Annotated in this window: 21 protein-coding genes and 2 pseudogenes; 14 read left to right on the top strand and 9 right to left on the bottom strand. The window is 53.7% G+C overall.

The genetic code is table 11. The features are described 5' to 3' along the window. Positions 1-65: 65 nt before the first annotated feature. The gene (locus BT119_RS20355) at positions 66-866 is read left to right on the top strand and encodes an NAD(P)H-dependent oxidoreductase (RefSeq protein ID WP_054082144.1); all 801 of its coding nucleotides are present in this window, start codon (positions 66-68) and stop codon (positions 864-866) included. A gap of 82 nt (positions 867-948) precedes the next feature. On the opposite strand, the gene BT119_RS20350 is transcribed toward BT119_RS20355, so the two are convergent. Both BT119_RS20350 and BT119_RS20345 read right to left on the bottom strand, forming a co-directional pair. Further along, the gene (locus BT119_RS20350; RefSeq protein ID WP_054082143.1) at positions 949-1,977 is read right to left on the bottom strand and encodes an alpha/beta hydrolase; all 1,029 of its coding nucleotides are present in this window, start codon (positions 1,975-1,977) and stop codon (positions 949-951) included. Then, on the bottom strand, positions 1,974-3,236 hold the full coding sequence (locus BT119_RS20345; protein ID WP_072366831.1) for an MFS transporter: 1,263 nt from the start codon (positions 3,234-3,236) through the stop codon (positions 1,974-1,976). Before BT119_RS20345 ends, BT119_RS20350 begins: the two co-directional genes overlap by 4 nt. 106 nt (positions 3,237-3,342) lie before the next feature. Between BT119_RS20345 and BT119_RS20340 the strand changes: the two genes are divergently transcribed. Continuing rightward, positions 3,343-4,236: a LysR family transcriptional regulator gene (locus tag BT119_RS20340; RefSeq protein ID WP_072366829.1), complete on the top strand. Its 894-nt coding sequence runs from the start codon at positions 3,343-3,345 to the stop codon at positions 4,234-4,236. 15 nt (positions 4,237-4,251) lie between these two features. Here the strand turns inward: BT119_RS20340 and BT119_RS20335 are convergent, their stop codons facing one another. After that, complete coding sequence (locus tag BT119_RS20335; RefSeq protein WP_072366826.1) at positions 4,252-5,364, bottom strand: XAC2610-related protein; 1,113 nt, start codon at positions 5,362-5,364, stop codon at positions 4,252-4,254. Between the two features lie 159 nt (positions 5,365-5,523). On the opposite strand from BT119_RS20335, the gene BT119_RS20330 reads away from it, so the two are divergent. From BT119_RS20330 to BT119_RS20320, 3 genes are all read left to right on the top strand, one after another. After that, on the top strand, positions 5,524-6,816 hold the full coding sequence (locus tag BT119_RS20330; RefSeq protein WP_072366824.1) for a mechanosensitive ion channel family protein: 1,293 nt from the start codon (positions 5,524-5,526) through the stop codon (positions 6,814-6,816). 875 nt (positions 6,817-7,691) lie between these two features. Then, complete coding sequence (locus BT119_RS20325; protein ID WP_072366822.1) at positions 7,692-9,551, top strand: ATP-binding protein; 1,860 nt, start codon at positions 7,692-7,694, stop codon at positions 9,549-9,551. Between the two features lie 617 nt (positions 9,552-10,168). After that, positions 10,169-11,062: a DUF2971 domain-containing protein gene (locus tag BT119_RS20320; RefSeq protein ID WP_083553797.1), complete on the top strand. Its 894-nt coding sequence runs from the start codon at positions 10,169-10,171 to the stop codon at positions 11,060-11,062. A gap of 787 nt (positions 11,063-11,849) precedes the next feature. Here the strand turns inward: BT119_RS20320 and BT119_RS27590 are convergent. Beyond that, positions 11,850-12,214 (bottom strand): annotated as a pseudogene (locus tag BT119_RS27590) (adenylate kinase); the annotation flags it as partial. A gap of 372 nt (positions 12,215-12,586) precedes the next feature. On the opposite strand from BT119_RS27590, the gene BT119_RS20305 reads away from it, so the two are divergent. Together BT119_RS20305 and BT119_RS20300 are read left to right on the top strand one after the other, a co-directional pair. Continuing rightward, complete coding sequence (locus tag BT119_RS20305) at positions 12,587-14,707, top strand: alpha/beta hydrolase domain-containing protein (protein ID WP_072366816.1); 2,121 nt, start codon at positions 12,587-12,589, stop codon at positions 14,705-14,707. Between the two features lie 170 nt (positions 14,708-14,877). After that, entirely contained in the window at positions 14,878-15,918 is a 1,041-nt protein-coding gene (locus tag BT119_RS20300; protein WP_003363432.1) for a DUF4062 domain-containing protein, read from the top strand. Positions 15,919-16,270: 352 nt separating this feature from the next. Here the strand turns inward: BT119_RS20300 and BT119_RS20295 are convergent, their stop codons facing one another. Further along, positions 16,271-16,777 carry a hypothetical protein gene (locus tag BT119_RS20295; protein ID WP_003363434.1) on the bottom strand — a complete coding sequence of 169 codons (507 nt, stop codon included), beginning with the start codon at positions 16,775-16,777 and terminating at the stop codon, positions 16,271-16,273. A 249-nt stretch (positions 16,778-17,026) separates the two neighbouring features. Here BT119_RS20295 and BT119_RS20290 point away from each other — a divergent pair, with 249 nt between their 5' ends. After that, positions 17,027-17,221: a type II toxin-antitoxin system RelB family antitoxin gene (locus BT119_RS20290; RefSeq protein ID WP_003363436.1), complete on the top strand. Its 195-nt coding sequence runs from the start codon at positions 17,027-17,029 to the stop codon at positions 17,219-17,221. Positions 17,222-17,234: 13 nt separating this feature from the next. On the opposite strand, the gene BT119_RS20285 is transcribed toward BT119_RS20290, so the two are convergent. Continuing rightward, on the bottom strand, positions 17,235-18,110 hold the full coding sequence (locus BT119_RS20285) for a LysR family transcriptional regulator (protein ID WP_054082138.1): 876 nt from the start codon (positions 18,108-18,110) through the stop codon (positions 17,235-17,237). Between the two features lie 100 nt (positions 18,111-18,210). On the opposite strand from BT119_RS20285, the gene BT119_RS20280 reads away from it, so the two are divergent. Both BT119_RS20280 and dctA read left to right on the top strand, forming a co-directional pair. Then, a complete protein-coding gene (locus tag BT119_RS20280; RefSeq protein WP_003431122.1) occupies positions 18,211-19,380 on the top strand; it encodes a mandelate racemase/muconate lactonizing enzyme family protein in 1,170 nt (389 codons plus the stop codon). Between the two features lie 102 nt (positions 19,381-19,482). Then, positions 19,483-20,790: a C4-dicarboxylate transporter DctA gene (gene dctA, locus BT119_RS20275; RefSeq protein WP_003431124.1), complete on the top strand. Its 1,308-nt coding sequence runs from the start codon at positions 19,483-19,485 to the stop codon at positions 20,788-20,790. 59 nt (positions 20,791-20,849) lie between these two features. Here the strand turns inward: dctA and BT119_RS20270 are convergent, their stop codons facing one another. Beyond that, positions 20,850-21,443, bottom strand: coding sequence for a TetR/AcrR family transcriptional regulator (locus BT119_RS20270; protein ID WP_032609194.1), 594 nt, complete (start codon positions 21,441-21,443; stop codon positions 20,850-20,852). A gap of 101 nt (positions 21,444-21,544) precedes the next feature. Here BT119_RS20270 and BT119_RS20265 point away from each other — a divergent pair, with 101 nt between their 5' ends. Both BT119_RS20265 and BT119_RS20260 read left to right on the top strand, forming a co-directional pair. Then, positions 21,545-22,303: an SDR family oxidoreductase gene (locus BT119_RS20265; protein WP_003363443.1), complete on the top strand. Its 759-nt coding sequence runs from the start codon at positions 21,545-21,547 to the stop codon at positions 22,301-22,303. 698 nt (positions 22,304-23,001) lie between these two features. Further along, entirely contained in the window at positions 23,002-23,439 is a 438-nt protein-coding gene (locus BT119_RS20260) for a DUF3757 domain-containing protein (protein ID WP_003431127.1), read from the top strand. Between the two features lie 56 nt (positions 23,440-23,495). On the opposite strand, the gene BT119_RS20255 is transcribed toward BT119_RS20260, so the two are convergent. Beyond that, positions 23,496-24,071 (bottom strand): DUF1349 domain-containing protein, encoded by a 576-nt coding sequence (locus tag BT119_RS20255; protein ID WP_072366814.1) that lies wholly within the window; start codon positions 24,069-24,071, stop codon positions 23,496-23,498. A gap of 234 nt (positions 24,072-24,305) precedes the next feature. Here BT119_RS20255 and BT119_RS20250 point away from each other — a divergent pair. Both BT119_RS20250 and BT119_RS20245 read left to right on the top strand, forming a co-directional pair. Beyond that, a pseudogene (locus BT119_RS20250) lies at positions 24,306-24,554 on the top strand (phage antirepressor); the annotation flags it as partial. A 78-nt stretch (positions 24,555-24,632) separates the two neighbouring features. Beyond that, positions 24,633-25,367, top strand: coding sequence for an SDR family NAD(P)-dependent oxidoreductase (locus BT119_RS20245; protein WP_003314465.1), 735 nt, complete (start codon positions 24,633-24,635; stop codon positions 25,365-25,367). Between the two features lies 1 nt (position 25,368). Here the strand turns inward: BT119_RS20245 and BT119_RS20240 are convergent, their stop codons facing one another. Beyond that, positions 25,369-26,247, bottom strand: coding sequence for a carboxylate/amino acid/amine transporter (locus tag BT119_RS20240; protein ID WP_072366810.1), 879 nt, complete (start codon positions 26,245-26,247; stop codon positions 25,369-25,371). Positions 26,248-26,402 lie beyond the last annotated feature (155 nt).

Genomic DNA, 26,402 nt, shown 5'->3' with positions numbered 1-26,402 from the left:
TTGATTTCCAGCATACCCGATCGAGTCTGTAGCGTTGCCTCATGACAGACAAACCGGAGCCCCTCATGAACGTACTTATTGTCTACGCCCACCCCGAACCGCGCTCGCTGAATGGGTCGTTGAAAGACTTCGCAGTCGATCATCTGCAGAGTAAAGGCCATCAGGTGCAGGTGTCCGACCTTTACCAGATGGGCTGGAAGGCGACAATCGACGCCAACGATGCACCAGGCCTTGAGAGCAGCAGCCGCTTTGACCCTGCCCTTGAGTCGCAACGCGTATTTGCCGCCGGTATTCAACCGCCGGACATCGAGGCCGAACAGGCCAGATTGCTCTGGGCAGACGCCGTCATATTTCAGTTTCCGCTCTGGTGGTTTTCGATGCCGGCGATCATGAAAGGCTGGATAGAGCGGGTGTACGCCTGTGGTTTCGCCTACGGCGTGGGCGAGCACAGCGACCAGCACTGGGGTGATCGATACGGTGAGGGAACGCTGGCAGGCAAGCGCGCCATGCTGACGGTGACCATGGGCGGCTGGGAGTCCCACTACAGCGAGCGTGGCGTAAACGGAGCGCTGAACGACGTGCTCTTTCCTATCCAGCACGGCATCCTGTTCTATCCAGGTTTCGATGTGCTCGCGCCCTTCCCTGTGTACCGGGCAGGCAAGGTGGACAGCGCGACATTTGCCCGCATTTGCGCCGATTACGGCAACCGCCTGGATACCCTGTTCACCCTTGAGCCCTTGCCGTTTCGCAGGCAGAACGACGGTGACTACGAGATCCCGGCACTGACATTGCGTCCTCATCTTGCAGTGGGTCGGCAGGGACTGGACATTCACCTTCGTGATGAGGATGAGCCTGCATATCTTTAGGCAGATTTGAAACCACCAGTGACCGATAATGAAAAGGCCCTGATCGTGCAGGGCCTTTTCATACGTATTGTCTTCCGGCGGATTACTTCAGGTTGTTCTTGAAAAACTCGCCCAACTTGTCGAACGGGATCAGATCGACCCGATCATACAGATCCACATGCCCGGCCTCCGGCACGATGATCAGTTGCTTGGGCTGGCCGGCCAGTTTGTACGCTTCCTCGCTGAACTCCAGAGAGTGCGCCTTTGAGCCGGCGATGAACAACATCGGGCGTGGCGAGATGGTCGCGATGTCGTTGAACGGATAGAAGTTCATGAACTTGATGTTGCTGGTCAGCGTCGGGTGAGTGGTCAGTTCGGGGGACTGGCCTTCAGGCGTGAACTCGCCCCGTGGCGTGCGATAGAAATCATAGAACTCGCGTTCGATCGGGCCGGATGTGTCAGTCAGTTTGTGTACCGTGCCGCTGGTGTACGCGGTGTCGCCGCCGTTGTATTCTACATCGCGCTGCAGTGCCGCCTGCTCGATGATCTTCTTGCGCTGCGCCAGCGTCTGCGAATGTTTCAGGCCGTTGCGGTTGGCGGCGCCCATGTCATACATGCTCACCGTGGCGATGGCTTTCATGCGCGGGTCGATCTTCGCGGCACTGATGACAAAGCTGCCGCTGCCGCAAATCCCCAGCACGCCGATTCGTTTTTTGTCCACGAAGGTCTGCGTGCTCAGGAAGTCCACTGCGGCGCTGAAGTCTTCGGCGTAGATATCCGGTGAAACGGCATTACGCGGCTGGCCTTCGCTCCCGCCCCAGAACGACAGGTCCAGCGACAAGGTGACAAACCCTTGCTCGGCCAGTTTCTGCGCGTAGAGATTGGCGCTTTGCTCCTTCACCGCCCCCATCGGATGGCCGATGATGATGGCCGGAGCTTTAACGTTCGGGTTCGAGCCTTTGGGTATAAACAGGTTGCCCGCGACTTTCATCTTGTACTGGTTGTTGAACAGCACTTTTTGCGCAACGACCTTGTCGCTTGTGTAGAAATTATCGGCACCTTGAGACATGTCTGCTCCTGTCGCAGCGTATGAGCTGATTAAAAGCCCAAGCATCAAAAGAATCTTTTTCATGGCGTGTTACCTCGTTGATAAATTGACCCGCGTTTATCTGCCCGGCCCTGACCGGTGTTGCTTTCCTGCAGGGACGCGTTGTCGCGTGCCGTCCAGGCCAGCGCGGCCGAACACGCCAGTAACACGCCACCGAATGCGAACGGGCTCCACCAACCGAGGCTGTCGAACAGCGCGCCACCGATGCCGGCACCGGCGGTGATCGCCAATTGAATGGTCGCCACCATCAGGCCGCCGCCCGCCTCGGCATCGTCGGGTAGCGTGCGGCTCAACCACAGGCCCCAGGCGACCGGCGCAGGTGTGGCAATCAGCCCCCAGACGGCAAGCACAATGGCGACGGACTGAGGTGAATGGCCCAGGCCGGTCAGCGCCACGGCCAGCACCGCCATCAGCAACGGAATGGCGATCAGGCAGGCATACAGGCCTGTGTGCAGCAGCCTGCCGATCAGGTACGTGCCAACCAGCCCGCTGGCCCCCAGCGCCAAAAGCATCAGGGACAACGTGTTGACGCTGACCCCGGTGATCTCTTCCAGAAACGGGCGCAGGTAGGTGAAGACGGCGAACTGGCCCATGAACAGCAACAGGATCGCGCCCATGCCAACGGCCACTTGCGGGTTGCGCAGCAGGCGGAACGGATTGCGTGCCCGGTTGTTCGGCTGACTGCGCATGGCCGGCAGGCTCAGCCACTGCCAGGCAAACGCCAGCGCCGCGAGCGGGATGACCAGGAAAAACGCCCCGCGCCAACCAATGTACTGGCCCATGAAGCTGCCCAATGGCGCGGCGACCGTCGCCGCCAGCGCATTGCCGCCGTTGATCAGTGCCAGGCCCTTGGCGACCGATTGCTTCGGCACCAGCTTCATCACGGTGGCGGTCGACATCGACCAGAAACCGCCAATGGCAATCCCGAGCAATGCACGGCCTGTCATGAACAACCAGCCGTTGGAGGCCAGCGTGACGATCACGCCAGATACCAGCAACAACAGGCTAAAGCCCAGCAGGACAGGCTTGCGATCCAGATGCCCGGTCAGCGGCGTGTTCAGCAGACTGGTCAGCACGGCAAAAAAGCCGGAGATCGAAATCGCCTGCCCTGCCTGCCCCTGGCTGATACCGAGGTCCTGCGCGATGGGTGTCAGCAGGCTGACCGGCATGAACTCTGACGCAATCAGCACCACCACACACAGCGCCATCGAGAACACGGCGCCCCAGGCTGGCGGATGAGTGGTTATTTCGGACTGCTTCAGAGTTGAATCAAATGCTTGCATGCGTCCTGACCTGGCGACGTTAAAAATGAGTCGGCACAGGTTAGGGCAAAGGTATTAGGATGATTAGACACCACAATTTATACGCGCTTGTGAGAGGGATTCAGTAATGAGCACACCCAAACTCAATGACCTGCAAGCCTTCCTGCAGGTGGCACGCGATCAGAGCTTTACCAAGGCCGCGACCAGACTGGGCGTTACGCCTTCAGCCCTGAGCCACACCCTTCGTGGCCTTGAAGAGCGCATGGGCCTGCGCCTGCTGGCGAGAACCACCCGCAACGTGGCCCCGACCGACGCTGGCGAACGGCTGATGCGCTCGATCGGGCCGCTGCTGGATCAGATTGCCGCAGAAGTCGAAGTGCTGGGCGAACTGCGCGACAAACCCGCCGGCACCATTCGCATTACCTGCTCTGATGACGCCGCAGAAGGCATCATCCGCCCGATGCTTGCAGGGTTTCTGGCGCAGTACCCGGATATTCAGATCGAGATCTGCATCGACTACGGCTTCACCAATATTGTCAGCGAACGTTTCGATGCGGGCATCCGTCTGGGGGAGTCCATCAGCAAGGATATGATTGCCGTGCGCCTGGGGCCTGACTGGCGCTTGTCAGTGGTCGGCTCGCCGGCCTACTTCGAGCGACATCCCGTCCCGCTGCAGCCTCAGGACCTGACTCAACACACCTGCATCAACATCCGCCACTCGCCAAACGGCAGTTGCTACGCCTGGGAGTTCGAGAAGGACAGCCGCAAGCTCAACCTACGGGTCAACGGGCAATTTACGTCGAACAGCATGATCCATGTGCTCAACGCCGCACTGGACGGCGTGGGCCTGGCCTACGTGCCGGACTCCATGGCCGAGCCGCACATCGCCAGCGGCCGCCTGAAAGAAGTGCTGGTCGACTGGAGCCCTTACTTCGAAGGTTTTCACTTGTACTACCCGAACCGGCGACAAGCGTCGCCGGCGTTCAGCGCGTTTGTCGAGGCGGTGAGGTATCGGGGCTAGCACCCCGCCGCCTGATTACTGCGCGGCTTTCAACGCATCCGCGACCTTGTTCAGCGAACCTTGAGCAGGCTCGGCAAGCAGTTTCAGCTCGGTGGTTTTGCCACGCACCACCACTTGCATGGCGGTGGGCGCACCCTTTGCGTCACCCACGATCCGGTAAGCGGTGTCGCCGCGCACGAAGCTCAATACATGACTGGCAGCGTCGTACTTCAGTTGCTCACCTTCAGCCTGGGGAAACAGCAGCCCGACCTGATTCTTGCTGTCCACGGCTGCGTAGAAGACCGGGCTTGCGTCCCCTGAACGGAACAACACAATGCGCTTGCCGGACGGCGCAAGCCTGAACGACAGGAGAATCTCACGCTGCTGGTCTTCCTCCCAGACGATGCTGGTGGTGTGCGTCATCTTGCCATTCTGATTGCGACTGACTGTTTCAGTCGGCAGTCCCGACCCGCCGGTATGGTCAAGGACCGTCTGCGTTTCCAGAACCGGCTCGCCATTACGGATGCTGTACGTAGACATCTGGTGCCAGCAGCAACCGTCCTTGGTCATGGTCTCGATCTTGCGGGCTTTCTCATCCACGCTGAACAGGCCGCAGTTGTTTTGCGCCAGTTCGGTAAACGAATCGCTGTGCCGGAAACCATCGGCCGTGCCGAGAAAGACCTGATACGAGGGGCCGTGATAGCAGCTGTTCTGCCCGTCCATCAAGGCTAGGTCCTTGATGCCGTCGAAGTTGAAATCCTGATAGATCAGTACGCTCTGTTCGCCATAGGGCAATTCGTGCACGTTGGTTTTGACCTCGCCGGTTTTCGGGTCAGTGCCGAGCACCAGTTCATCGGACTGCACGCGGATCAAAGCCGCACCGCTGGCCTTGTCGTACACGTTGATCACGCCGGGACGAAACACATCGTCTTTGGCGGAAATATCCAGCGTCGCACGGTATTTATCGGAAAAGTCCTGCAGGGCGTAGTTCTCCCGGGGCGAGCCCGCGAACCCTGCAGCGTCCATTTCACCGTAGGTCGGTAACGCGCCGGCGGCACTGACCAGTGTCGACGAGGCCAGACCGACCAGTACCCACAAGGCCTGCAACCCGAGACGTGACGCACAGCGTTGAACGATGGATAGGTGCAAGACGCAACTCCTTTGATAATGAGCGATGAGTCTACTTCAGCGATCGATACAATTTTAAATCATTGCCCGACGTGCACTTCGTGCTCACGGGCCGCCCCGTCCGACCCGGTAAATGTTCTAATCACGCCCCCCTCTTCGCTCAACGGGCCCGATGCTTTTATGGATACTCACTCGCTTTGGCTCAAGACCCAGGAAATCTGGGACATGCTCGATCAGCATCCGTGGGTACGCACCGGGCTGGCGCTGATCCTGTTGCTGACCGCCGCACTGGTGCTTGGCCGCGTGGCGCGCTTTCTGGTGCTGTACGCCGTCAGGATGCTCGGCCGTCAGCCGTCCCTGCACTGGGTCAACGACTTCCGCCACAACAAGGTCTTTCACCGACTGGCGCAGATGGTGCCGTCACTGGTCATTCAGTTCGGCCTCACGCTGGTCCCGGGCCTGAGCACTGCGGGCCGGAACGTGATCGGCAACATCGCCATGGCGTTCACCATCCTGTTCATGACATTAGCCATCGGCACCCTGCTCAACGCCCTGCTGGACATCTACGCGCGCACCGAACACGCCCGCACGCGCTCCATCAAGGGTTACGTGCAACTGTCGAAGATGATCCTCTACGTCTTCGCCGGGATCATCATCGTCGCCACCCTGATCGACCGTTCGCCCCTGCTACTGCTGTCCGGCCTCGGCGCCATGTCGGCGGTCATCCTGTTGGTCTACAAGGACACCCTGCTCTCCTTCGTCGCCAGTGTGCAGCTGACCAGCAACGACATGCTGCGCGTCGGCGACTGGATCGAAATGCCGCAGGTCGGCGCAGATGGCGACGTGGTGGACATCACCCTGCACACCGTCAAAGTGCAGAACTTCGATAAAACCATCGTCTCCATCCCGACCTGGCGCCTGATGTCAGAGTCGTTCCGCAACTGGCGCGGTATGCAGCAATCAGGCGGACGGCGCATCAAGCGCAGCCTGTTCATCGACGCCAGCGGCGTACGCTTCGTGCGCGACGATGAAGAACAGCAACTCATGCAAATCCACCTGCTCACCGACTACATCGGCCGCAAACAGGCCGAACTGCTGGCCTGGAACCAGGCGCAAGGCAACGTCGCACAAATGTCCGCCAACCGCCGGCGCATGACCAACATCGGCACCTTCCGCGCCTACGCCCTGGCGTACCTGAAAAGCCACGTTGACATCAACCCGAACATGACCTGCATGGTTCGCCAGCTCGAACCCACCTCACAGGGCATCCCGCTGGAAATCTACTGCTTCACCCGGACGACGGTGTGGGTGGATTACGAGCGGATACAGGGGGATATTTTCGATTATCTGATTACGGTGATGCCGGAGTTCGGGTTGAATTTGTATCAGCAGCCTAGTGGGGCGGATATGCGGGTGGGGTTGAGGGGGGAGTCTGTGAATCAAGCCAAAGCTGACTGGGCGCGGGAGATTTGAGGTTGGGATTTGAAGGTGTTTGGAATGGGATCATGGCAAATGAAGCCGGAAATCAACTCCGGTGAGAAAATCGCCAGGTACAGATATATGTCGCACTTTTTGGTGATTTCGATTGCAAGGTGGTGGGCCGAAGGCTTGATCAATTCTGTGGCAATATTGAGGCCTGTGGTTCGCTCGGGTAATCAACTGTCCATTCGGTCACTAAGTACGCTTTAAAAGCGCTACCGCGCTTTTGAGGTTGAGGTACGGCTTTGCGTGTCCATCAAGCATCGAAATCTTTTATGGGCTCGCCTGACTGAGTGTCTGGAATAATTAGACCACTGCATAGGAACTGCCGTTCAGCAGTATCGATCGATACCGTAGGCGACTGCTCCCTAATAGCGTGAAGATTTTACAAGGGGGAATGGACGAGGACACTAGAGGAGCCAAGATTTAGGAATTCTTCAACTCTACTCCGATAAGGCCACTGTAGATGAAATCTATCTCTTTAATATTTCTGTCAGCTTCAATCTACCGTGCTTTCCCAGTTTGCATACCTCGCTCTTCATGGCCTAACTGATTCGCCAATCGATCTTTAGTGCCTGCTGTTATGCCAGCATAATGTCTGACAATAACAAAAAACGTAGACTGAAATACTGAGCTACATGTACAGAATGAGTTCACAGTCTTTTATTAGCAAAAGAATCAATCTTGTGCGGCAATGCTTTGCACATCGCCCTCCAAAAAATTAGAAATACGCTTCCATAATAGTGCGCGCATTATTTAACGCCTATTTTAAATGAATATATATGTAAATCTTGGACTTGCTGGAACATGAAAAACCTGATATACCTAGATTTTGAGACATTTTTTGTCTGTACGGAGAGAGAGTGGCAATGAGTGCTATCGCGGTATTAGAACGTGCCAAAACAGCAATCGAATTAGGCGAAAGCCACTTTCGAGAGTTCAAAAGCGCACTAGAGGGATCTCCAGGCAGTAAAACAAAAAGGCCTGTAAAAGAAATTGCCATAAATATCGCTCAAACATTAGTCGCGTTTGCAAATGCGGATGGTGGAGAGTTACTGATAGGGGTTGAAGATAATGGCGAAGTTACGGGATTGCCCGGATTTACTGCGGGTGAATTCGACGCACTTGAAAACGCCTCCTCTACACGCGTACATAAAGACACCCCTCTACCCTCTGTAAGAAAGTATAGACTTAAAATCGACAACAAAGATGTAATGTATTTCTCAGTACCAAAGAGTATAGAATACGTTCACGTAACAGCAGATGGCCGCTGCATGCAACGTCGTGACTTAGAGTCTGTGCCAGTAGCCGCCGAAGCAATCCAGTTCGATCGCCGAGAGGTATTATCGCGAGAATATGATCGGGTTTTCATCGATGGAATAACCGCTGATGATTTAGACCTCGATCTAGTCAAGACTGTTGCAGATCAAGTATTGAAAGGGATGTCTATTGAAAGGTGCCTGCAATATTTGGAGTTGGCCGAGTACGGGATGTCTCATTTGCGATATCGCCGTGCAGCTTTGCTTTTATTCGCAAAAAATGCGAGCAAATGGCACCCAAGACTTCAAATCAGAATATTAAAAATTGATGGAAATGAGGTAGGGTCCGGCGAAACGTATAATGTCATTGCAGACCAAATCACATCTGGAAATATCTTGACATTGATCAACCAAGCCTGGGAAGCACTTCGCCCGCATCTAGTTCAAACCAGGATGGATAAGGATGCTCGATTTGAGCAACGTTCTATTTATCCTGAGCTGGCATGCCGAGAAGCGTTACTTAACGCTATCGCCCATAGAGATTATTCGGACGAAGGCAGAGGAACGGAAGTTTATATTTTTGACGATCATTTAGAAATTCGAAATCCTGGTGCACTGTTAACTTCTATTCGCATAGAAGACATAATGCACCAAAAGGGAGTGCATCAATCCAGAAATACTTACGTTTCCCGTGTACTTCGTGAACTTGGTTATATGCGCGAACTCGGTGAAGGAATGCGACGAATATACGATTTAATGAACAAGAACGAATTAGCCCCACCGAGGCTGGAAAGTAGATTCGAAGGGTTTAGCATAACACTGACAAACAAGGCTATGTATTCTGCTAAAGACGCCCTTTGGCTTAGTCAGTTTGACAAAGTTGAATTAAGCAGAGAAGAAAAGTCAGTTATTTTACTTGGACAGGACGGCCGCATATTCTCAGCCATACAAATTTGGGATGCCGTCGGCATAGTCGATACTGAAGATTATCGAAAGCTTGTTGACTCTTTAAATCGCAAAGGAGTTCTAGTTAATGCAATAGAGCGGGAAAAAGCAAGAAGTATCGCCAGGCAGAAGAAGATACCCTTTAAAGAATACCCGAGGCTAAAAATTGAAATACCATCTTCCCCTAGCCTAGATGGTAGAATCACAATCATCAATACCAAGCAAGCTATCACGGAGAAAGACACCTCCATTACTCAAGTCGCCTCCACAGAGCCAAGCCAAACTATACATATAGGCAATCTCCCCTCAAAAGTGAGAAAAAATGATCTGTATGATTTTTTCAGCGGCTTCGGCTCTATAGCAAAACTCGTAATCCCGAACAATAATGGATTGACGAAAGGCTATGGCTTCATAGAGTTCGAGGATTCCAGCAGCAGCCAAGACTTACTCAATACCCAGGACGAACTAATCTTTGCCGGACGCAAACTTGTACTGAGTCCTGCGACCAGAAAATCTAGCAACTAAACTCAAACTTCTGCGGGGTGCTATTAACACCCCGCTTAATCTTTTCTCCGCTGTAACTTTTCTGTTAAATATTGGCTGGACAAAACCAAAACGTCAAAAATCCAGTTCTCTAACCTCCTACTATTGCTAAACGCCAGCAAACAAACTGAATGTACAATTTTGACCTCCAACATTCAGGACTTCCTTATTCTCTGGCACTAATATTTTAAATGCAGATGTGACGACTTTTCTACAGCAAGACTAGCAATTCCTAGGCGCTTCAATCGGATATCTGTCCTAGGGCCTAAATCCGATCGGTCGAGCAACACCCATAATTGTCGTCACCGCAAGGGATGCCTGACGTACGGTTGAAAAGTTAATGTTAATATCCGTTATAGGCTCGATAGCAGCCACCCTAAAAGCGCAACTTTAGATATTGTCGATACTCCCAGAAGCTGACCTTCCACTTGATTCACTATGGGCTAGAAGCATCAGTTTAAAATCCCTACACAATGTCAGGAATAAGCACAAAAGAACCGTGAGCGACCGCCTCATTCCTTAAGGGGAAGTGCTGCTTTCCCCCAGTGTTTATATCATGATATATTTCAATTTTCTTTAATTTTAGAAGCGCAAATTACATGAACCTGCCACCTGAAAAACTATACAAATACGTCCCACCTGCTAGAGTTGATATAGTGCAAAATTTGACAATACGTTTTACTCAGCCGTCGGCACTGAATGACCCATTCGAATTTAACCTGCTGCTCAGCGAGGCTATATCAACCCAACAGCTACGAGAGCACTACGAAAGAGCAGACAAGCACGAACTAATCATGGAAGCAATTAACAGACTGCCAGACGATCAAAAAGCGTTGCTCGCTCTATTGCCAAGTGAAAAACTTCTTCAAATGCTTGAGCAATTCACTTTAATGATATTAAATTCAGAACAAATCGATGATATTCATAAAGCGCATATAGCGCCATTAACACCAAAGCTAAAGAAAGAAATTTATGAAAGTCTTAATAAAACAATTGGCATTTTGAGCTTGAGCGCAACACCTGTCTCTCCCCCTATGTGGGCGAACTATGCAGAAAACTCAACAGGATTTGTCTTAGAGTTTGATACCGCGCATTCTTTTTTTAATGGTCGCCGATCTGATAAGGATGAGTTTTATTACTTGCGCGAAGTGATTTATGCCGATAGGCAGCCAAGTGCAACAATGACGGATATGCCTTTCGATACCTTCGTCCTGAAAAGCAGAAGTTGGGAGTATGAACAAGAATGGCGCATGCTCTTACCATTGGATACAGCATGCAAAAAATTCACAATGCCATCTGGTGATGATGTATCGTTATTTAGCGTTCCGGCCACGTCAATCTCCAAAATCATCATTGGTCTCAATACAAAAGAACAAGCAATAAGCGAACTGGTAGGCGCTCTGGCCAAAAACGGGAATTTCGCTAACATTGACTTGGAAAAAATCCAGAAAGGCTCCACGGGTTTTGAGTTGACCAAGTTTAAAGATGCATAGCTGGTCTCTGTGCGAATCATTACCATCTTGAGACAGCCCTAAAGTAAATCGAGATTATCTTGTGAAGCAAATTTTTATACTGGCAATTATCGTCAATCGTGCGTAGCCGAATATACAATAGTCGTGGATAATTCCGGCTCGATTCAACGTGCTCACATTGTCGTGATTCAGTCGTCACAAAAAGGAATATGGACTAGTTTATACAATACCGACGAAGGACGAAACAACATATTGAATAGAATCTTAGTGCAAGACCTTTTTGGAGTCAGAGTGAAATTTTTGACATTTAATATTATTTTAGACCTATCTACTCGGATGGAAGGCTTTCGCCTTCCAATTAAGCTAAGTTGGTACAACTATATGATCAAGGGAAATCCTTATAGGTGGAAGTTTTCTGTAAACTCTGACTTCAAACGGTTCTTTCTTCAGTTGCTTCGCAAAAAGTATAGAGAGGTTTCAATCTGGAGCGGTCATGTAGTCGGCGGTTGTGCACAGTTCTACACTGATCTAATGGGTCCAGATAGGTACTCACTAGACATTAATGAGGCTAGTAAACTTCTCGAACAAGCTGGATACAGTCGCCCGAAACGTCGTTGCTAACTTAAACCAGTGAATATGCCGATATGAGGGTGGAGCGGCACAAGGACGGGGCTCTAGACGGGTTTAAAAATCATTGAATAGCCATAGCCGACGCCACCGACCGCTTTTGGCCGACTCTGTCGAAAAAGTAGATCTCCTGCCAGGCCTGCGGCAAATTATCGTATTGCGAAGCCCATTCCCTGAATCACGCATGTATTTCATACATGTCACCTCCGGGCGCTATACATTCGCCAAAGCGTGATTTTTCACGAGCGTCTAGCCGTTGCAGTCGGATAGGTGTTGGCGTCACAACGAACACGATCAAATAGACTTGATCCAGTAGTGCATCTCCCCAGACCATGCAAGAACCCATTAGTACCCAATCCTTGTCTCCAAGCGCGTGCGGATCAAAGTCACACGTTCGCTGACAGGCCGCTTCGTCGTAAAAGGCGAGTTCGTCGGCATCCAAAAATAATCATTGACGTCGGCGTGCCGCAACCCAAGTTGCATGGCAAGGTTCTGGCCTAATGTGGTGACGCCCGCACACGAGGCGCCTGTAATGTAAATTCGCATTTCTTCCTCCCAAAGTGCAGGTCGGGTTATGGGCGGAAGATACCTCATTTCCTTTTCGATCTCACATTTCCCCCCGTTGGCGTGACCGATGAGGGGCTTAGTTCTGCATGGAAATCAGATTTTGCTGGATACGAGCAAAAGGTAGTGCTGCTTCAGGTTCAGCACGAAGTCATGAGATACGTCATGGCTACATTCCTCACCTAGCCACTGACCATCTGAATGCTGGAATTGGCTAGGTATACTCCCGGAACGCTGACGAATTTACGATAACCGAGCTAGCTGCGAGCTATGCTTGAAGCCTTTTAATCTGTACAAATCATTGTCATCAGAGCATCAAAAGCCATCTATAAAAAAGACAAATTGGGGGTAAGGATGAATCGCCTATTTCATGCTGCAGCGTTTGCAAGCTCCATGATGATCGTTGCAGCACCCGCCCAAGCCCGTATTACACAGTTGGAGATCCTGCGGACCGAGCCCGCTTTCGGAGGCGAAAGCTTTGGGAATACAGGGGTTTACGAACGCGTATTTGCGCGCGCTCATGGTGAGTTAGACCCAGGAGCGTCTGAAAACAAGATTATTCAAGACATCGAACTTGCCCCCCGTAACGGGCGTGGGATGGTCGAATACACGACAGAAGTTGCAATCCTGCGTCCCGCTGACGTGGCCAAATCGAATGACATTCTTCTATTCGACGTGCCAAATCGCGGCTCTAAGCGCGCGATGTTATTGTTCAATGCTGATATGCGGGGTAGTCCAGCAGCGTTCAACAACTTCGACGTCGCTGGGGACGGTTTTCTACAGCGCCAGGGCACGACGCTGATCGCGTTTGCCTGGCAGGGGGACGTTGCCCCGGGTGACAACCGCATGATGGTGCAATTGCCGACGGCCATAAATACTGATGGGTCGCCGGTAACAGGTGTGGTGCGCAGTGAGTTGACCACGCTCTCAGCGACCGTCAGCCTTAACCTGTCTGCAGGTTGGTTCACCTCCACGCCGCCTCATACCAGCTATAAATCGGTTGAAACCGACAATACCAAAGTGCTCTCGGATGGCTTTCGTCCGACGTTGACGGTGCGTTCGCGGGCAAATGCGCCCAGGCAGGAAATTCCAGTGAATGACTGGAAGTTTGGCGATTGCAATACGCCGAACGAAACCCAGATATGCCTACCCGCTGGTTTTCAGCCCGGCAAGCTTTACGAGCTGATATACCGGGCCAAGGAGCCGGCGGTAATGGGTATCGGTTTTGCGATCGCACGGGATGTTGGTGCGTTTTTCCAGCAGGCTGAGCATGACGATAAAGGTGTGCCCAACCCTGTCGTGCATGGGCCCAAGGTCAAGTCGATTATCACTGGCTCATCACAATCCGGCCGATTCATCCGCAGCATGATCGCACAGGGTTTCAACCGCAGCGAGGAAGGTCATCGGGTCTATGATGGTGCGATGCCGCATATCGGTGGCGGCCTGATGCCGCTCAACATCCGGTTTGCTCAGCCTGGCCGGGCGTGGGGCCAGCAGGTCGATCATGACTACCCTGCTTACGATTTTCCGTTTACCTATGGCCGGGAAACCGATCCGATTACCGGACGCTCGCAGGGTTTGCTGGATCGCTGCAACGATAACAACACTTGCCCTCTGATATTTCACATGGCAACGGCCCTTGAACTTTGGGAGGGACGCCAGTCGCTTGGCCTTACCGATCCACTCGGCTTGCGCGATACACCTGAACCGGAAAACGTCCGCACTTTTATTATGGCAAGTACGCAGCATGCCCCGCCGTCTTTGCCGCTCCCGGTTAACCCACCCTTTGGGCTTTGCCAGGTTCAATCAAATCCAAACCCACACACCTGGACAATGCGCGCAGCGTTCATCAACCTCGTTGGCTGGGTTCGTGATGAGACAACACCGCCCGCTTCGATAAAGCCCTCTGTGGCGGACGGCACACTGGTGCCTGCGGACAGGGTCAGTTTCCCGCTCATCCCCGCGACCAATTATGGTGGCGTTACGCGCCCCGCGCTCCACTACACCGGTGCCGTCAATAGCCTGCAAGTGCTTGATTTTGGACCTGGTTTTCGTCCCGAAGACAGCTCTGGCATTCTCACAAACGAGCCGCCGAAATCGGGGGTCGGCAGTTACGGCCTCTTGGTACCTCAAGTGGATGCAGACGGAATTGATGTGGGTGGCGTTCGGGATGTGTATCTAGGCGCTCCCATCGGAACTTACACGGGTTGGAATACCTTCCGGCCCGAATTTTTTGATGGCGGCTTTTGTAACTTCCAAGGCAGCTTCCTCCCGTTTGCTGCGACGAAGAAAGAGCGAATCATGGCCGGAGATCCTCGCCTTTCCCTGGAGGAACGCTACCCCACGAAGGAGGCTTATGTGTCTGCAGTGAGTAAAGCCACAGACTCGCTGGTTGAAGCGCGGATGCTGCTTCCTGAAGACCGTGAGCGGCTTGTAAAGGAGGCGCAGGAGAAAGGTGTGCGTGTAGGGCCTTGAGCAGGGGTGATTGCAGCTGGCGGTAACTAACGGTACGGCGTCTGATCTGAATGTAGAGGCGTTTGATCATATGGTCGTTAACCCACCCTTCAACACCAAGATTAGCTGCAACAATCCCATCTGGCAGCAGTCCAAATCCGCACATGTGCCAGCGTTCAGAGGATGTACTGATGAAGGTGTTCATAAGCTCCGTGGTAAAAGGATTCGAGCATTTCAGGGCCGCAGCCAAAGACGCCGTGGAAACATTGGATATGAAGCCGATCATGAGCGAGTACTTCGGGGCGCGCACATATTCTTCGGAGCATGCCTGCCTGACAGAGGTCGACCAATGCGACGTTTATATTCTCATCCTCGGTGCTAATTACGGCTATGAACCCCAGCCAGCCCTCTCTGTTACGCAGCAGGAATTTCGCCAGGCGGTAAGCAAGCGTAAGCCGATTCTGGTTTTTATCCAGCAGACAGACTTTGATCCGAAGCAGGCTGTGTTCGTCAATGAGGTGTCCGACTACAAGCTAGGTTTTTTCAGAGCTTCATTCTCTGATCCCCAAGAGCTGTTGAAAGCTATCGTCCAAGGCCTGAGCAGGATGGAAAAATCCAAAAACTCACTTCCCGAGAAAGCTTTTCACGAGCGCATCATGGAGGCATCAAGCGCTCGTTCGTACAGTGGGCACTCTTACACGCCAAAACTTGAGTTTGCCTTTTTGCCACAGCCCGTTGAGCAGCATGCTGTGCACGGGGCTACCCAACGCCGTGATGATATTTTCCAAAGCCTTCATAATCTGGGCTTAGCGAAGTTTAAGCAGGGCTATGAAGAATGGGATGACAGGTCGTTCACGGGTTTGAAGTCGGGAGAAACGTCCTGGCGTGTTTTCGACGACGGTCTCATCCTGTTGGAAACTGATGCAAGTGTGCCGGTGGAGGGGCGTACTGCTGGTCTCTATTTCGTTTCTCCAACCAGCCTGTCCAAGCTGATTATGTCCTGCTTCGAAGTGGCCGCATTCAACAGTGGCTGGTATCGCATTACGTTGAAGAACTTAGAAATGGCGAAGATAGAAGAGCCACCAGCGACTGCCTCCAACAGCTATACAATGCCGATGCGTCGTGAAAAGTTTGTCAGCGAGTCACGACTTTTCATACCTGCCACACGTCCCATGGTGGAGCAATGGACACAGGAAAGCATCGTAAGAATGGCCAGAAGCTTGGCCTATTGATCTGTGTACCCCAAACACGCGCCTCGGTCACCATGAGCCAAGGGGATCCTCTTCAGCCTTCAATGTGCCATAGGCACCCAACAGCGTTTCCGCATAACTCCAACTGCCGACAGTCATTAAGGTTGCCTAGTGGTCCGCATTGACGTCATCTGGCTCTCCACCGAACCGATGGATACGCGTGCAGGTATGTCGAACGCGCTGGCTAGGTTGCCGACGTAGCGGCCAGTGAGATTGGCCAATTACTATCGCATCGTCAGCCGATGCCTGCCTGAGTCACGCATGACTCTCGCGAGCGCCTAGCGCCAATGTCTTCTAGTCCCATAATCTCGGATCCAGCCTCAAAACGAGAACGCTATCGGCCAAGCACACTCGCGAACCAGTTACAGTCCTGAAACTGGGCAGTAAACTTAAGCAACTCTCGGTTGATCTGGTCAACTGTTCCAACTATCCCGCTCTCAGCCAATGAATAAGCATCCTCGAAATAGCCGCACAGGCTAAGAGCGTCAGGAAAGTCGTAATTCGATCGAAACCAGGATTGATACATCCCCTCTGCTAAGACCTTTCCAAAATCAGGATCTGCAAGTAGTCTTTCATGTGCCTTGGCGAGCACATAGGGCAACACCTCTGCGCGGCTCAAGGAGGGAGTCCCGACTCGAAGTAACTGATTTGCGGTGTCGTACCGATTCGAGTCACTCATCAGCGCGAGCTCTATCAGTTCATAGGTAGGATTTCCCCGTGCAGTGATCTGATCGTCCGCCCATTGCACAATGTCCGAAACCTCAAGAAGACGTAGCTCTAACGCTTCTCTTAGGTAAGAGATCTGGTCATCAACACTAGGGCTATGAATGTTCCTTGCCATGCGTTCTTTCCGACTTTCCTATAAATAACTATATCCTAATTCAGTAGGAAAACATTGTCGTCTGCTCTCGAAAAATCGAAGGTAATGGAAACTCTAGAAATCGTGCCAATTGTAAGTTGCAGGGGGCGTCAGCGCTGCTCGGGGCTGATCCGGCGATAGAGCCGTTTCCTACAGAAAATTAGGCAGATAGGCGCAGATAATACGCCGCTGAGCACCTAAGATGGATTCACAACCAATAGGAGCTGAATCATGAGCGCTCGAATTTCTCCAATCGCGCCGGAATTTGAAACTGAGGAACAGGACACCCGCTATGACAAGTGGTTTTGTACGCAGGTCCAAGCCTCAATCAACTACCCAGCGCCTAATATTCCAAACGATCAGGTCATGGCCGAGATGCGGGCGCTTTTAAAGTCGAAGCAGCTCGCAGCCATTGACTTTGATTGAACAATCTCGCGGATCACTGTCCCGCCCTCCCCCAGAACTCTTCGACCGGTTGACTGGACAATGCTTTTGGCCGGGTCAGATGAATCTCCAGTGGTATATCCCAGCTTTCGTCCAGCGCTCTGACCAGGCGACCATCAAGAACCTCCTGTTCGGTGAGGCTCTTGGGTAACCACGCTACGCCTTTGCTTTCTAGGGCCATGGACATGAGCACCGCCGCAAGATGGCTGCTGAACAGTGGTTTGAGGTGCAGGTAATCTTCCTTGCCGCGCAGTCGGTGGGCGACGATACGGCCTAGTCCGGATTCGTGGGTGTACGCGAGGTAGGGCAACGCCGCAGGCGAGGTGCCGACGTTGGCGGAGGCGCTTGCAAGCGGAACGAGAACGTCCTCACCCACTTTCTTGCTGACAAACTGATCAGGGGCCAGTAGAGGCGGAACGTCGGGGTGGCGGTGGCAGAGCAGAAACTGCACCTGACCATGTATCAGCATCTGCTCACAAGCAGCCATGCTGTCGGAATGCAGTTGTACGGCCTCGATCGGGGCACCGTTTTCTGCGGTTCTGAGCCACTTGGGAAAGAACGTGAACGACAGAGAATGAGTGGCTGCAAACCGCAACGACCTGGCTGCCACGCCAGCGACTTCTTGAGCCTCACTGCGCATTCTGTACAAGTGCCGGGCAGCTTCCTGAGCACTGGGCAAAATCTGCCTTCCGGCCTCGGTGAGGGTGGCTCCTTGCGGTGTGCGGACAAATAACTCCACCCCCATCCAGTTCTCCAATGAACGAACTCTTCGGCTGAACGCCGGCTGGGTGACATGGCGTGCTTCAGCGGCACGAACAAAGCTGCCGTACTCCGCGAGCGCTGAAAGGTCTTCAAGCCAGACGAGTTCCAAGGGCCATGCCTCCTGTGCATAGGGTGCGGCATTAATAGCATTGGGCGGGTGGCGTCGCAACGCATAACGTGGCGCTCACAAACAACAAGAGGAGCCCGTCATGCGCATCGTAGACATTCGTGAAAAAACTGTTTCTATCGCCTCCCCTATTGCCAACGCCTACATCGACTTTTCGAAAATGACCTGCTCGGTCGTCGCTGTGATTACCGATGTGATTCGCGACGGTAAACCTGTTATCGGCTACGGCTTCAACTCCAATGGTCGCTATGGCCAGGGCGCACTGATGCGTGATCGTTTCCTGGCGCGCATCACGGAAGCTGACCCGGACACCCTTGTCGATCATGAAAACAACAACCTCGATCCGTTCGCCATCTGGAAAACCCTGATGACTAACGAGAAGCCGGGCGGCCACGGCGAGCGCTCGGTTGCAGTGGGCACGATCGACATGGCTGTGTGGGATGCTGTTGCCAAGATTGAAGGCAAACCTTTGTATCGTCTGCTGGCCGACCGCTATCGCGAAGGTGTCGCCGATGACAAGGTCTGGGTCTACGCCGCGGGTGGCTACTACTACCCTGGCAAAGACCAGACCAAGCTCAAGGCAGAAATGCAGAGTTATCTGGATCGGGGCTACGACGTCGTCAAGATGAAGATCGGTGCAGTGCCACTGGATGAGGATATCCGTCGCATCGAAGCGGTGCTTGAAGTGGTTGGGGACGGTCGTCGACTGGCGGTCGATGCCAACGGTCGTTTCGATCTTCAGACCGGAATCGCTTACGCCGAAGCCATCAAGAAGTACAACCTCTTCTGGTACGAAGAGGTTGGCGATCCGCTGGACTATGCATTGCAGGCCGAGCTTGCCAATCACTATGAACTGCCCATGGCTACCGGTGAAAATCTGTTCTCCCACCAGGATGCCCGTAACCTGTTACGCCACGGCGGTATGCGCCCTGATCGCGACTATCTGCAGTTCGACTGCGCTCTGTCCTATGGGCTTGTGGAGTACATGCGCACCCTCAAGGTAATGGAAGAAATGGGTTGGTCTTCCCGCCGCGTAGTTCCACATGGTGGTCACCAGATGTCCCTGAACATCGCAGCCGGCCTGCACTTGGGCGGCAACGAATCTTACCCGGATGTGTTCCAGCCTTTCGGCGGTTTTGCGGACGGGATCAAGGTAGAAAACGGTTATGTCGGCCTGCCGGATATTCCAGGTGTTGGCTTCGAAGCCAAGTCCGCCTTGTACGCAGTCATGCGCGAGTTGGGCGAAGGCTGATCTCCCTAGATCTGCGGCCTCCTTGAGAGAGGCCGCAGCATCAGGCGTCACCTACTGACGCCAAGCCACATGCCCATCACAAAAATAAAATGAGGTGCTTCCGTGGAAATCTCCAAAACCCGCTGGTATAGCCAGCTGTATGTGCAAGTGCTGATCGGCATCGTGATCGGTGCAGCCATCGGTTACTTCGTGCCTGATGTCGGCGCCAAGCTCCAGCCCTTTGCCGATGGTTTCATCAAGCTGATCAAAATGCTGTTGGCACCCATCATTTTTGGTACGGTGGTTGTAGGCATCGCAAAGATGGGCAGTATTAAAGAAGTCGGACGGATCGGTGTTAAAGCGCTGGTCTACTTCGAGATTCTTTCAACCATCGCGCTGGTGATTGGCCTGATTGTGGTCAACATTGTGAAGCCTGGCGCGGGTATGAATATCAACGCCAGTACGCTTGATGGCAGTGCTATCAGCAAGTACAGCCAGGCTGCCAGTGAGCAAGGAGGCACTATCGAGTTCTTTCTCAATATTATCCCGAATACCTTTCTTGGCGCGTTCTCCAATGGCGTGATGCTTCAGGTGATCCTGCTTTCGGTACTGATGGGTATTGCACTGGTGCAAATGGGCGAAACCAGCAAGCCGTTGATCAATACCATTGATTTGTTCCTGCAAGGTCTGTTCAGGATCGTTGCAATGGTCATGCGCCTGGCCCCTCTGGGTGCTGGTGCCGGCATGGCGTTCACGATCGGCAAATACGGAATTGGTACTCTGCTGTCACTCGGGCAGTTGCTGGTCGCCCTCTACGTTACCACCTTGATTTTCATCGTGGTGGTGCTGGGCTCGGTTGCCAGATGGTCGGGCATGCCGCTGATGCAATTCCTCCGCTACTTCAAGGATGAAATTCTCATCACACTGGGCACCTGCTCGACAGAAGCCGTGCTGCCGCGAATGATGGCCAAGCTTGAAAAGCTTGGCTGCAAAAAGTCGGTAGTGGGCATGGTGCTGCCAACGGGATACACCTTCAACGCGGACGGCACCTGTATCTACCTCACAATGGCCGCCATCTTCATCGCTCAGGCGACCAATACGCCACTGACATTTGTAGATCAGATGATTCTACTGGGGGTGTTTCTGCTGACGTCCAAAGGCTCGGCCGGAGTGGCGGGTGCGGGGTTTGTGACGCTGGCTGCAACGCTCACAACCATCCACTCCATTCCTCTGGTAGGTCTTGTATTACTTCTGGGCATTGACCGGTTTTTGAACGAAGCGCGGGCCGTGACCAACCTGATCGGTAACGGCATCGGCACCCTCGCCATTGCCAAGTGGGACAACTCGTTCGATGTCGAGGCCTGCGAGCGTGAAATCGCCGCGATGAAAGATGAAAAAACAGCGAGAAAAGCATTATTGGCGCAAAAGTAACCCTCGGAGCACCTTGGTCATGCCGTTCAAATACGGCATGACGGTTAGGGTTTGCGGCTTTAGAGCTGGACGTTCTTGTTCAAGCTTTCGGGGCTGCCTGCACATAAACCATCCATCACCAGGTTCAACAATCTGGTGATGCGTGAGCGCCATTCACTTTGAGAATCAACTTGCCATATGCCTGCAATGGCGAGAAAAAAGTCATCAGCAGTTACACCGCTACGAATCGTTCCAGCAGCTTCATTGGCCCGCAAAAGCAGCTCGGCGGCCGACTGAACGGGTGCGTATCCGGACTGCCCCGGAAATTCATAAACAGACGCGGCCTGCCGGATAGCGGTGGCGAGACCCGCCTTGGTCATTGCATATTCAACGAGGTGGTCCATCCACTCACGAAGGGCCTGCCTGGGGGCAGTAGTGGCGAGCAGTTGTTCCGCCAACGACGCCACTTGCTGCATTTCGAATTGATAAACCTCGAATACCAGTTTCTCTCGGGTAGGAAAATGGCGATAGAACGTTCCCTGCCCTACCCCGGCCTTCTTCGCGATTGCGCTTAGCGCCACAGCAGGATCGCTGGTCAGCTCCACCACTGCGACCTCCAGTATCCGTTCACGGTTCTTCCTGGCGTCAGAACGCATCACCAATTCGTCAGTCATGAGCAAAGATTTTCCTTGATTGGATTGATAAGCGGACACCTGTCCGGTAATGTCCTTCAAGTGGACAATTGTCCGCTTAAGCATTATTTCCGGAGTTTACTATGAACGGCACTGGCAATACGATTCTGGTTACTGGCGGCACCTCAGGCATAGGCCTCGGGCTGGCCCTCAGGCTTCAAAAAGCGGGCAACACTGTCATCATCGCGGGACGTCGCAAGGCTCTTCTCGACAAGATTGTGTCAGAACATCCAGGTATCGAGTCGATATTGCTGGACGTCTCCGATACACAATCAATCCAGCGCAGCAGCGAGGCGCTTGCGATCAGCCACCCGCATCTGAACGTTCTCATCAACAACGCAGGCATCATGCACTGGGAGGATCTGACTGATCCGCAATACCTGAGCACAGCCGAAGATATCGTGACAACCAACTTACTCGGCACTATTCGCATGGTGTATGCATTCACGCCACAGTTGATCAAGCAGCCCAGTGCAACGATCGTGAATGTCAGTTCGGCGTTGGCATTCGTTCCGCTGCCTGCGACACCAACCTACAGCGCAACCAAAGCGGCCGTTCATTCGTTCACTCAAAGTCTTCGAGTGCAGCTAGAGGGCTCGCCGATCGAGGTTATCGAGCTTGCACCACCGGGTGTACGCACCACATTGCTCGGGCAGGAAAATGACGAGCACGCGATGCCTCTGGAAGAGTTTCTGGATCAAATTTTCGACCTGCTCGAGACCTCTCCGACCCCACCAGAACTTATAGTGGAGCGCGCCAAGCCATTGCGCTTCGCCGAAGCAAGCGGTGCCCATGATGAGGTATTGAAAATGCTTGCAGGGTACAAACCACCGGCACAATGATATTAACCACGTGAGTGGCGACTGATGCCATCGCTGTCGGCAAATGCATTTGCTTGCCCAGCTACTCAGCTCGCCTCTCATGCTGAAACATTGTGCACAGGAGCATGCGGGGTGGCTGTCGACAGAGTTCGAACCAGCGGTGCTGGGCCTAACATGACCGCCACCACGTTCAATCGCTGATGGGTTCTTAATTGTCAGCAACCTAATGGGACCGGTGCGCGTACTGTGCCCATTTTTCTTTGTGCTAGAAAGTCGGCGGGCCTCGGCCTTTTTTGTAGTGCTGATGGCTGGCATTGGTTTGCCAGCGTGTCACCAAGCGCAAAGGCGCAACCGCGCACCTTATCGAATGGTCGGTCGAGTTATTCCGCAAAGAAAATAGTCAGCGATGAGAGACCTCCGCCAGCCCATTATCCGAATATAAGCAGCGCCATTTCCTACAAACAATTAAGGCCTGAAGGCACAGACAGGAAACAGCCTGGCAACTAAGATAGCCCTACCTAAATTGCATGTGGTCAAGTAACTGCTGAAATACAGACATCTTTAGTAACGAGACAACATGCAACACAGTTGCTGCCACGCATCCGATAGAAACATGTAACCCACTAGCGAATCCAAAAAGTTTACCGCCTAACCACGCAAAAAAACCGCACGCAAGCCTACACACATCAAGAATTGAGTTTTTCAATTAAAGGAATATCATGAAAAAAGTATTAATCAGCGCCGCAATTGCTACGTGCCTGCTGGGCATGTCCCTGACCTCTCAAGCGGCGGAAAACTGCCCTACCGTCGAGAAGATCGAGCAGGTCTCACCCGGTGTATACCGGGCGAGCGGCAATGACGGCGAGTGGACCGGCGTGCTGCAAGGCGTTGTAAAAAAGAAAATGCCTGTGCAGTCCTTTGAACTGGCCATCGCTATTCAAGAGAGCGCAGACGCGCCTCAGATGCTGCAATACTGTACCTACAACATCGGTGGGCGCGAGATGCTGGACATGCGCTTCACTGCTAAAAACAATAAGGATTTCACTGTAAAAACTGCAGGCAGTACCTGGAAAAAAGAAAATGGTTTTTTGGGTCTCGTCTATAACGTATGTGAAAAAACATCACCTGAAAACTGCAAGTTCACCGTTGTTAAGTAAAACAAGGTGAGCATGTCGCTCTTCAGCGGGCCTGCAATGGCCGGCTGAAGAGTCACTCACGTCAGATCATGCAAATCCTTGCCCAGTGCAGGCACGACCTCGAAATGAGAGAACACGACCTCCAGCCCTCCCCGCTCCGGACTGCAGCACATCGGCCCTACGGCATAAGACTCACTCACGGGAAATGGTGCCAGGCGCAGCAGCGGCCAGCGCAGGCCGTCGCTGGAGTGCTGAATGCGCAACACGCCCTTGGCGACGGTAACTCGCAGCCAGAGGCCGGATGACGAATCATCAAATACACCCGTGGCCCAATCGGATTGTCCGCAGGTTAGAACGCTGCCCAGCATCAGCGCTCCATCACTGACTTCAACACCGGTTTTGACCCAGTTGCGCTCGTCAATGCGAACCATCAAACCCGCCTGATCGTAAAGCGTCTTGAAGTCACCCTGCACATGGACTTGCGCAGTGAAATCACCGGTCACCGAAACACCTAGAAAATGACCCGTGTCACGGCAGAAGCCGTAGTGCGTCTGCTGCCAGAAATCGGTTTGCGGGTCTGTGGTGACTGTCAAACGCTCGTCCGTCACGCCGCATTGCCGGGGTTGGTTCAGCCAGATGCCTTTGTCGAACATGTTGCCTCCAGTGTAGGGTTGTCGAGGGTGATGGAGGCGTTACCTCATCTAACCCATGCAGATGGGCGCGCTTCAATAATAAACATCAACCGACAACACACTATCTGAACACAACCTAAAATCTAACGCATCGCAGCCGCCCCAAAAAATGCCGTTTCCTACGCTTCAGCCCCACACCTTTCCCCCCACACACCCCATTTCGAAGCCACCCTAGTCCTCCGTCACAGCCATATGCTGCGTCAGTGGCTGACGCATGAGGTGCTGACGACCTTGCATGATCAACAGAACGTCACGCTGGATAACCCCAGAATGAGCCAACTGCAATGGCCCGGCACGTCGCTGAGCGTGCTGCACTGGCGCAGCGAAACCTGGGTTCGCTTGCGCGACATGCCGAATGTGGTGGCCGAGGCATCTCCTCGTCCGAGGCGGCCGTTATGGCGCAGGGTGTTGAAGCGCATCAACACAATGCGCACTGCCGCCTGACCGGTACTGTCTGAACCCCGTTGACACCCCTCCCACCAAAAAACATGATGCATCCACCCTAAAAACCGGAACGCACTCATGAGCGACAAGAAAAAGCTTTTGCTGACTGGCGCAAGCCGGGGTATCGGTCATGCCACGGTCAAGCATTTCAATGCCGCTGGCTGGGAGGTGTTTACCGCGTCGCGGCAGAATTGGGTCGCTGACTGCCCGTGGGCTGAAGGTCTGCTCAACCACATTCACCTGGACCTGGAAAACATCGACAGCGTCAGCGAGAGCATGGCGGCGATCAAGGACAAGCTCGGCGGGCGGCTCGATGCGCTGGTCAACAATGCCGGCGTTTCACCGAAGACCGAGGACGGCGGGCGCATGGGTGTGCTGGAGTCGGATTACAGCACCTGGATCAAGGTGTTCAACGTCAATCTGTTCTCTACCGCGCTGCTGGGTCGGGGTTTGTTTGACGAGTTGAAGGCAGCCAAGGGCAGCATCATCAATGTCACCTCGATCGCCGGCTCGAAGGTCCACCCGTTTGCAGGCGTCGCCTACGCCACGTCCAAGGCGGCACTGTCTGCCCTGACCCGGGAAATGGCCTTCGATTTCGGCCCGCACGGGATACGGGTCAATGCCATTGCGCCGGGTGAAATCGATACGTCGATTCTGTCACCCGGCACCGCCGAGATTGTCGAGCGGCTGGTGCCGATGCACCGGCTGGGCAAGCCCGAGGAAGTCGCTTCGCTGATCTACTTCCTGTGTACGGCTGGCGCGTCCTACGTGAACGGCGCGGAGATTCACGTCAACGGCGGCCAGCACGTCTGACTCAACGTGTGCCGGAAACGCTCTCCGGCACGCGCCGCACGCCCAGGCGACTGATCCACACCGACGCCACGATCACCCCGCCACCGATCAGCAGGCGGGTGAAGTCCTCATGCTGGTTCCAGATCAGCAGATTGATCAACAGCCCCAGCGGCACATGCAGGTTATTCATCACCGCCAGGGTGCCGCCGTTGACCATGCACGCACCTTTATTCCACCAATACATGCCCAGCGCCGTCGAACACAGGCCGAGAAATAGCAGCACGATCCATTGGGTCGGCGCTTCGGGCAGGTGTTGCGGGTTACCGAATATCAGGAACGCAGGCAGTACCACCGCCAGTGCGCCGAGGTAGAAGTAGCCGAAGCGTCGGTAATGCGGCAGGTCGCTCGGGTAGCGCGCCACCAGATGCTTGTACAGCACCTGCCCGGCGGCGTAGGTGAAGTTGGCCAGTTGCAGCAGCAGAAAGCCGCCGAGGAAGTCGCCGTCCAGGCCATCGTAACGAATCACGCCAGCGCCCAGCACCGCGACCGCCGCCGCCAGCAATGCCCAAGGGTTGAAGCGTCGGTTCAGCGCGTCTTCGATCAACGTTACGTGCAGTGGCGTGAGGATGGTGAACAGCAGCACTTCCGGCACCGTCAGCACCCTGAAACTCAGGTATAGGCAGACATAGGTCACGCCGAATTGCAGCGCGCCGATCAGCAGCATGCTGCGCATGAAGCGGGGTTCGACCTGACGCCAGCGGGTCAGCGGAATGAATACCAGACCCGCCAGCACCACGCGGATCAGTACCGCGAAATAACTGTCGACGTGCCCGGCCAGATAGACACCGATCAGGCTGAACGAAAACGCCTGAATCAGTGTGACGAAAATTAGATAACCCATGCCCGCCCCCCATTTTTGAAGGGCGCGACCATAGCGGTTGCGTCACTCACTGTCCACTCGACGGCCGCCAATTTTTGACGCCAACCCGTCGCCGCGCTCCGCGTTACCCGTCACAAATATGACAGTCGCATTATTGACGTACATGTCGTCGGTTT

Source organism: Pseudomonas sp. NFACC10-1 (genome assembly GCF_900119195.1).
GTDB classification, from domain to species: domain Bacteria; phylum Pseudomonadota; class Gammaproteobacteria; order Pseudomonadales; family Pseudomonadaceae; genus Aquipseudomonas; species Aquipseudomonas cerasi.
Note: the sequence above shows the minus strand (reverse complement) of the source record. Positions and strands in the feature narration are given on the sequence as shown.